This is a genomic window from Stenotrophomonas maltophilia, assembly GCF_013464485.1.
Taxonomy (GTDB): domain Bacteria; phylum Pseudomonadota; class Gammaproteobacteria; order Xanthomonadales; family Xanthomonadaceae; genus Stenotrophomonas; species Stenotrophomonas maltophilia_AW.
The window spans coordinates 44,159-52,567 of the sequence record NZ_RAUX01000047.1 but is presented as its reverse complement, the minus strand read 5'-3'; the positions used below and the strand labels follow the sequence as shown (position 1 = coordinate 52,567).

Below are 8,409 nucleotides of genomic sequence, written 5' to 3'. Positions count from 1 at the left end.
CCCCCCCCCCCGCCCCCCCGCCCCCCCCCCCCCCCCCCCCCCCCGCCCGGCCAAGCACGGCTGTTGCTTTACACGACCAACCCCACCCACGAGGGGCTGCGCCGTTCGCCGGAACCTACGCCGAAGGCGCGGGCTTCTGCCGAAGCAGGCTGACCGCGAGGCCACCCACGACCAGTACGCCCAAACCCAACAGTGCCCACAGCAACCACGCCTTCCAGTCACGCTGCGGCTGCAGCGCCGCATCACCCGCCAGCGGCTCCGGGTTGCCTTCCAGGCGCGCCAGCGTCGGCTGCCACGACGGGTCGTTGCGCAACCGCAGTTCCTCTATCAGCACACCAATCGGGGCCTCCGTGCGACGCGCGGTCGAGCTGCCCACCGCCAGTGCATAGGGCGCCGCCCCTTGGCTCAGGAATACCAGTACCTCGGGCTGGTAGCCCAGGCGCAGGGTCGGTGCAGTTGCCGTTTCGGCCGGGCTTGCAACCAGCTTCCAGTAGCGATCGCGGTGCACGCCGCCCAACGGCTGCGCGGCAGACTGCTGGCGCTGGCCCTGCGCCCCCTGCTGCAGTTGATAGGCGATCCACGGCGCGCTGCGGCGCTGCCACTCCGCGCCCTCGTCGTCACGGCTGAACAATGTCCACTGCACCAGGCTGTTGTCGGTGCTGGCCACGTCGGCACGTGCCACCGGGAAGCGGCCATCCATTTCGAAGGTGTACTCGCCCTTGCCCGCTGAGGCAGGCTTCAGCGACAACCACTCCCACGGCAGTGTGGCCGGTGCCGGCGGCAGCTCGGCCAGTACACTGCGCAGCGTCGGCAGACGCGCATCGCCCTGCGCCAGCACGCGCAGATAGCGCGCTTCACCATCCACCTGCAGGCGGCGCTGCAGCAGGCGCTTGCCAGCACGCTGCAGGTCGACCAGCGGGATATCACGCCCGATCGGGCGCCAGTGCTGCAGGTCGTCGCTGGCATCCAGCTGCACCTGTGCCTGCAACGGCTGTCCGCTGTCGGCCCAATCCAGTACCAGGGCCGCCATCGGCTGCTGGCCGAGCACGCTGGCGTCGATCAGCCAACCGCCCTGCCCGTTCGCCACTGCACCGCCACTCACGCGTGCCTCGACGCGACGCACGCGGCCATCGGTATCGCGCTCGGTCAGCAACTGCAGATCGTTGCGCTGCGCTTCGGCCAGCGGCGGCAGTGCGAACCAAGGCAGTTCACGCTGCACCGGTGGCTGCGCCAGCGGCTGATCGGGCGCCAGCAAGGCGGACGGCAGCGACTGGCCTGCGGCATTGAACACCTGCAGATCGCTCAGGTCCGCAGTACCGGCGCGACGGTAGATCGCCGGTTCCAGCACGACGCGATAAGCACCGGACTGTGCACTGGACAACGTCAGCGGCCACTGTTCGGCGTACTGCGTGCGGTAATCGGCGGCCTGCGCTACGACGGCGGCCAGCAGGCCGAACATCGCCGGCAGCAGCGCCCTGCTCCACGTCTTCATTGCTTTTCCTCCACGGTCGGCGCCGCGCTGGGCGGTGCCGGTGCCAGATAACCCACGACCGTGCACAGCAGGCCGTAGGCGATGAACGATGCGATACCCAGCAGGTTGCCCAGGTGCTGGCGATCGACAATGACCAGCTTGGCCAGCACCACGCCCATCAGCACGGCACCGACCATCCACAGCACGCGCTGGCCACGTCGCGAGCCCCACACCCAGGCGATCACGCCAAGTACGCTCCACAGCACGGTCAGGCTGGTCTGCGCCAGGCTGAAGCGCAGCATCGACGCGTTCCACGACAGGCCGCCCCACTGATGCACGCCATGCAGCACCACGCTGGTCAGCGCAACAAACGTTGCCAGTGACAGCAGTGGCATGCGGATACCCAGCAGTGTCTTCGGCGCCTGATCGCTGTACAGCCAGCGCGCAATAAGCAACAGGCTCAGCCACTGTCCAAGCTCGGCCGGGTTCAGCACCGGCAGCCACAGCAACGGGGAAGCATCGCCCGGCAAGAGCTGGCCCAGCAGCCAGCCGATCGACAGCAGGCCGAACAGCACGCACTGCAGCGGCGTGCGCACACGGTCGAACGCTTCACCCAGCGGCCAGCGCAGCGTATTCCAGCGCCACAGCGACAGCGACGCCATCAGCAGCCACGGCAGCGTGACCAGCAGCGTCGTCCAGCCCTGCGCCAGACCGGCCTCGCCGCCGCCCCACAGGGCCAGCAACGAAAGCAGCGAGGGCCACAGCAGCCACCATAGGAACTGCGCGATGCGCGCCACGCTGTCACCGCCCTGGCGCAGGCACAGCAGTGTGCGCACACCGAGCACGGCGAATATCGCCCAGGCCAACGCACCGTAGCCGGCGAACGGCTGCTGGTGCGCGTCGCTCTGCATCAGCGCAAGCGGGAAGCCCAGCGCCAGCATCGCCAGCGCAGTCACGCCCAGCGCACGCGCCGGCTGGCGGCGCTGCATTTCGGCGACCAGCCATGCTGTGACAGCAGCCAGCACCAGCAGCGCATCCACTTCGATGCGGTAGGGGAAGAACCGGGTGATCTCGTGCACCAGACCACCCAGCCACCACAGCAGGCCCCACAGGTAGTAGACCAGTGCGATCTCATGGCGCGGCCGGCGCTGGTAGCTCCAGGCCGAGGCGAAACCTGCCAGCGCCAGCAGCAGCGCGCCGATGGCGGTCGGGTTGAGCAGGAAGCGGACATCTTCAAGCCAATGGTCGGCGCCGGCCACGAAGGCGAACGCGGCGCCCATCTGCAGCAACGCGCCAGACACCTGCGGCAGCCAGCGCTTCTGGCGCAGGCCCAGCCAGGCCAGGCCAGCACCTTCCAGCGCGAAAACGGCACCGGTGGCACGTGCCGACAGCGCCAGCGGCACCGCCAGCGTGGCGAAGCCCACCGCCAGCACCGCGTGCGACTGCGCCAGCACGGTGTACGACGCACGCCGGATCAACGCCCACGCCAGCACCGCGTAGATCGCGGCCAGGCCGAGCGCACACAGGGCCAGCGTCATCGGCTGCTCATGCAGCATGCCCGCCTGCAGCGAGAACGCGACCAGCGGGGTGCCGAACACCAGGCTGCCGTCAACCAGGTCACGTCGTCCGGCGGGCTGCCGGCGTGCGTACAGCAGCGGGATCAGTAGGTAGAAGGCGAAGAACAGCAGCAGGAACGGCTCGGTACTGCTGAATTTGTCCGGGGCGTACTGCAGCACGCCCCAGAACGTACCGATACCGAAGGTGAAGGCGAAACCCAGCAGGTTCAGCGCGCGCCACGGGCGGAACCAGGCGATGGCGAAGATGCCGGCGTTGAGGACCGCGTAGTAGCTGAACAACCCCACGTGGTTGCCGCTTCCGGTGGACAGCCACAACGGCGCCATGAAGCCGGCCAGGATGCCCAGCACTGCCAGGGTGCGCGAGTTCTGCACCACCGCCAGCACGCACAGTCCGGCCACCAGTGCGATGGAGCTGCCGAAGGCGATCCCCGCGTTGAGCAGTTCGAACCGCTTGAACGCGGCGAAGATGGTCAGCAGCAGCACGCCGATGGCGCCGCCCTGCAGCGCCAGTGCGAACAGACGCCGGCGCTCGCGCTGGTGCCAGCCGAACGCCAGCAGACCCAGCGCACCCACGGTGACGCCGGCCAGACGCAGCTCGATCGGCAGCACCAGCCAGCCCTGGTCGCTGACGTACTTCAGCAGCGCGGCGACACCGGCCAGCAGCACCAGCATGCCGATCTTGACCGGCACGTTGCCCTCGGTGAACCAGCGCTTGACCGCACCGATGCCGCGTTCGATGACGTTTGGCAGCGCCGGTTCGGCAGGCAGTGGCGGTGCCGGTGACGACGGCGGTACCGGCGGCGGCGCGACCGGACGGGGGGCTGGTGTCTCAGCAGGCGGGGCTTCCGGCACCGGCGGTTGTGGCGTCGCCGCAGCGACCGGCCGCAGGAACGGAGGATCGGCGCCGGCCAAGGGCGTCGCCACCGGCCGTTCGGGCGCCGCGTCCGTTGCGGCGGCAGCGGCGGTCGGTCGAGGGGCAGGTGCGGCCGCCAGCGTGCTTTCCAGCGCGGCCACACGGCGGCGCAGGCCGGCAATCATCACCAGCGCCACCACCAGCAGCAGCGGGATGGCCAGCAGGACCAGTACCACCAGGGCTATCAATGCTTCCATTGCATGCTTCCATTGCAATCCCGCGCCCCAGCGGCAGCGGTCGACCGGCCCATGCTACGACAGGGCTGGCCCCATAAACGACGAACCCCGGCCAAGCCGGGGTCCGCGTGCGATCTTGGCCGGCCTTACTTGGCGGCGACGACCTTGGCCATTTCCAGGCACTTGTTTGAGTAGCCCCACTCGTTGTCGTACCAGGTGACCAGCTTGACGAAGGTGCCGTCCAGGGCAATGCCGGCCTCGGCGTCGAACACCGAGGTGCAGGTCTCGCCGCGGAAATCGGTGGCCACCACCTTATCTTCGGTGTAGCCCAGGATGCCCTTCAGCGGGCCTTCGCTCTGTGCCTTCACTTCAGCGCAGATCTCGGCGTAGGTGGCTTCCTTTTCCAGCTCGACGGTCAGGTCGACCACCGACACGTCCGAGGTCGGGACACGGAAGCTCATGCCGGTCAGCTTCTTGTTCAGTTCCGGGATGACCACACCGACGGCCTTGGCCGCACCGGTGGACGACGGAATGATGTTCTCCAGGATGCCGCGGCCACCACGCCAGTCCTTGTTGGACGGACCATCGACGGTCTTCTGGGTGGCAGTAGCCGCATGCACGGTGGTCATCAGGCCACGCTTGATGCCCCACTTGTCATTGATGACCTTGGCCAGCGGGGCCAGGCAGTTGGTGGTGCACGAAGCATTGGAGACGATCGCCTGGCCGGCGTAGGTCTTGTCGTTCACGCCGTAGACGAACATCGGCGTATCGTCCTTCGACGGGGCCGACATGATGACCTTCCTGGCGCCGGCATCGATGTGCTTCTGCGCGGTTTCCTTGGTCAGGAACAGGCCGGTGGACTCGATCACCACGTCCACGTCCACTTCGTTCCACTTCAGGTTGGCCGGGTCGCGTTCCTGGGTCAGGCGGATCTTCTTGCCGTTGACCAGCAGGTCGTTGCCCTGCACCGCCACGTCGGCCTTGAAACGACCGTGCACGGAGTCGTACTTGAGCATGTACGCCAGATAGTCCGGCTCCAGCAGATCGTTGATGGCCACGATTTCGATGTCGTCGCCGAAGTTCAGCACCGCCGAGCGCAGGACGTTACGCCCGATGCGACCGAAACCGTTGATACCAACCTTGATTGCCATGTTCTCAAGCTCCTGCGGCCGCGACGGGTGCGGCGGGATGGATAGGGCCCACAAGTCTAGCAAACCGGGGCTGGCCACCGCGGGCCAGCCCCGGCGGGCAGCGGGCCGGCAGACAGGATTTGATCCGGATCAAAGCGTTAGCGCGGCGTGAGGCCGAGACTGGCCACATCCACCCAGCAACGAGATCACCCCCATGCGCAAGACCTCCCCCCTGATCGTGGCCAGCCTGGCCGCCGCCCTGTCGCTCGCCGCCGCCCCGGCCATGGCTCAGTCCAAGGGCGACTGGACCATTTCCGCCGGCGTGCACCAGGTGGCCCCGAAGTCGAACAATGGCTGGCTGGCCAACCACACCCTGAAGGTCGACGTCGACAACGACGTCAAGCCGACCATCACGGGTGAGTACTTCATCGCCGACAACCTCGGCATCGAAGTACTGGCCGCGCTGCCGTTCAAGCACGATATCAACATCAATGGCCTGGGCCGCGTGGGCAACACCAAGCAGCTGCCGCCGGTGGTGACCGTGCAGTACCACTTCAACAGCAAGGGCAAGGTGTCGCCGTTCATCGGTGCGGGCGTGAACTACACCACCTTTTTCAGCGAAGACACCACCGGTGCGCTGAAGGACAGCCGCCTGAAGCTGCAGGATTCTTGGGGCCTGGCCGCGCATGCGGGCGTGGACTTCGCGATCGGCGAGAAGGGCGCACTGCGCGTGGACATGCGCTGGATCGACATCGACAGCAAGGTGAAGTTGAACGGCGAGAAGATCGGCACGGTCAACATCGATCCGCTGGTCTACGGCGCCTCGTACGTCTTCAAGTTCTAATCATGCGCTGGGCGCGGGGCTTCGTCCCTGCTCCCCTGCTACACGCAAAACCCTCGCAGCATGTTGCCCCGGTCTTTGCCGGGGCTTTTTTTCGGAAAGCATGCGTAGGCGCGCTCTTCTGTAGAGCCGAGCCATGCTCGGCTATCGCGCGGAGCACGCAGATACCCGAAGAAGAGCAGCCGAGCATGGCTCGGCTCTACAGAAGCATGAACGGGCCGCCTTTCAGTCGATTATTGATCCGGCGCAACTTCCACCCGGTTGCGGCCGCTTTCCTTGGCACGGTACAGCGCTGCATCGGCACGTGCCAATGCCTGCTCCAGCGAATCGCCTCCATCGTCATGCCAGCGCGCGACGCCGATGCTCACGCTCACCACCGGGGCCGCATCCGAATCGGCATGTGCGATCGCCAGCGCCTGCACCTGTTGCCGAAGCTGCTCGAACGGCGCTGATTCCGGTTGCCCCGGCGCCCAGTGCCCCAGCGCCACGAACTCTTCGCCACCGTAGCGCGCCACCACCGAGTCGCTACCGCGCAGTTGTGCGGCCAGGGTGGTTGCCACTGCATTCAGTACGGTGTCGCCGGCGGGATGGCCGTAGTGGTCGTTGTAGCGCTTGAAGTAGTCGATATCGATCATGGCGATGCGCAGCGCGCCGCGCGCATGCGACGTGCGCAGGTAGCGCTGGAAGATCTGGTTGGCCTGGCGGTCAAAGGCACGCCGGTTCAGCAGGCCGGTCAGGCCATCATGATTTGCCAATGCATACAGGCGTTGCTCGGCCCGCCACGTTGCACGCGCCTGCCGTTCGGAAATGTAGCTGCCGACAATGCCGGCCAGGTTGCTGGCCAGCACGAACATCACGCTCTGCAGCATCTGCGCCCAGTGCCGGCCCACCTGCAGCTCGGCCAGCATGAACGCCAGCGCGATCAGGGTTCCGGTCAGCGTCGCCACCCCGAAACGCAGCCCGCACAGAAAGTAGTTCAACAACAGGAACAGGCTGATGCCTTCGTAGGGGTAGTTCACGCCTGCACGGTGCGCGGTCCAGATCATCGTCACCAGCGCCAGCCCGCTGACCAGCACGACACTGCCGCCCAGCCACTGCAGGTGGCGCCGCAACACCGGCACGAAGGTCAGCGCGACGCCCAGCAGCAGCGCCGGCAGCAGAACGCCCAGCCGCCAGCGCAGCACCGGCGCGTGCACGTCCGGCGGCAGCCAGTAGGTATCGAGCACGGCAAAGCCCAGCGAGAACGCGCCTGCCACGGCGCAGGCCCAGCGCATGCGCCAGACCACCTGGGCATTGAACGCGTCGGCAAATCCGCCGTCATCCGGATGATCGACCATGATGCGCCTGTCCGTGATCGCCATCAGCCCCTCCCCCGCGTATGCCCGGCTCACCCTAGCGACCAATTCATCAAGACCGTGTGGCGAACACCCGGCCCGGTAAAGCCCGCGCCAGCCCCACACCGCTAGAATGTACGCATGAAAGCCCTGCACTCCCTGTTCCTCGCCGCCGCCCTGGCGCCGGCCCTGCTGTCCGCTTCCGCCCCGGCTCATGCCTGGGGCGCACAAGGCCACCGCCTTGTCGCCGAGGTCGCAGACGCCCGCCTCAACCCCGCCGCCCGCGCCGAAGTGGACCGCCTGCTGGCCACCGAACCGGACGCCACGCTGGCCAGCATCGCGCCGTGGGCCGACCAGCTGCGCGCCAAGGACCCGGGCCTGGGCCGCCGCTCGGCCGGCTGGCACTACGTCAACATCGCCGAAGACAACTGCCATTACGAAGCACCGAAGCACTGCAAAAACGGCAACTGCATCGTCGAGGCCCTGAAGGCACAGAGCGCCATCCTCGGCGATCGCAGCCTGACCAACGGCGAGCGCCTGCAGGCGCTGAAGTTCGTGGTGCACCTGGTCGGCGATATCCACCAACCGATGCACGCCGGTTACGCCCACGACAAGGGCGGCAACGATTTCCAGCTGCAGTTCGGCAACCGCGGTACCAACCTGCACTCGCTGTGGGACAGCGGCATGCTCAATACCCGCAAGCTGGACGATGCGGGCTATCTGCCGCTGCTGCAGATCCAGCGCGCGCCGAAGCTGGCGCGCCAGTCCAACCCGCAGCGCGACCCGCAGACGTGGGCCGAGGCCAGCTGCCGCATCTCCATGCAAGCTGGCGTTTATCCGGCCACGCGTAAAATCGGTGACGAATACACCGAACGCTACCGGCCGCTGGCCGAAGCGCAGCTGCGACTGGCCGGTGAGAACCTGGCGCAGTTGCTGAACCGCGTGCTCGGCACGCGCTGAGGAGAGT

General features: G+C 67.2%; 6 protein-coding genes. 2 read left to right on the top strand and 4 right to left on the bottom strand.

Going from position 1 to position 8,409, the window contains the following annotated elements; translation table 11 throughout:
• Positions 1-115 precede the first annotated feature (115 nt).
• From D7Y61_RS19265 to gap, 3 genes are all read right to left on the bottom strand, one after another.
• Complete coding sequence (locus D7Y61_RS19265; protein ID WP_180868639.1) at positions 116-1,492, bottom strand: DUF3999 domain-containing protein; 1,377 nt, start codon at positions 1,490-1,492, stop codon at positions 116-118.
• Positions 1,489-4,158 (bottom strand): DUF2339 domain-containing protein, encoded by a 2,670-nt coding sequence (locus D7Y61_RS19260; protein WP_180868638.1) that lies wholly within the window; start codon positions 4,156-4,158, stop codon positions 1,489-1,491. Before D7Y61_RS19260 ends, D7Y61_RS19265 begins: the two co-directional genes overlap by 4 nt.
• A 125-nt stretch (positions 4,159-4,283) precedes the next feature.
• The gene (gap, locus tag D7Y61_RS19255; RefSeq protein ID WP_010484083.1) at positions 4,284-5,288 is read right to left on the bottom strand and encodes a type I glyceraldehyde-3-phosphate dehydrogenase; all 1,005 of its coding nucleotides are present in this window, start codon (positions 5,286-5,288) and stop codon (positions 4,284-4,286) included.
• A 193-nt stretch (positions 5,289-5,481) separates the two neighbouring features.
• Between gap and D7Y61_RS19250 the strand changes: the two genes are divergently transcribed.
• Positions 5,482-6,111 carry an OmpW/AlkL family protein gene (locus D7Y61_RS19250; RefSeq protein WP_180868637.1) on the top strand — a complete coding sequence of 210 codons (630 nt, stop codon included), beginning with the start codon at positions 5,482-5,484 and terminating at the stop codon, positions 6,109-6,111.
• A 230-nt stretch (positions 6,112-6,341) separates the two neighbouring features.
• On the opposite strand, the gene D7Y61_RS19245 is transcribed toward D7Y61_RS19250, so the two are convergent.
• Positions 6,342-7,469 carry a GGDEF domain-containing protein gene (locus D7Y61_RS19245; protein ID WP_180868636.1) on the bottom strand — a complete coding sequence of 376 codons (1,128 nt, stop codon included), beginning with the start codon at positions 7,467-7,469 and terminating at the stop codon, positions 6,342-6,344.
• 114 nt (positions 7,470-7,583) lie between these two features.
• Between D7Y61_RS19245 and D7Y61_RS19240 the strand changes: the two genes are divergently transcribed.
• Complete coding sequence (locus D7Y61_RS19240) at positions 7,584-8,402, top strand: S1/P1 nuclease (RefSeq protein ID WP_180868635.1); 819 nt, start codon at positions 7,584-7,586, stop codon at positions 8,400-8,402.
• Positions 8,403-8,409: the final 7 nt, after the last annotated feature.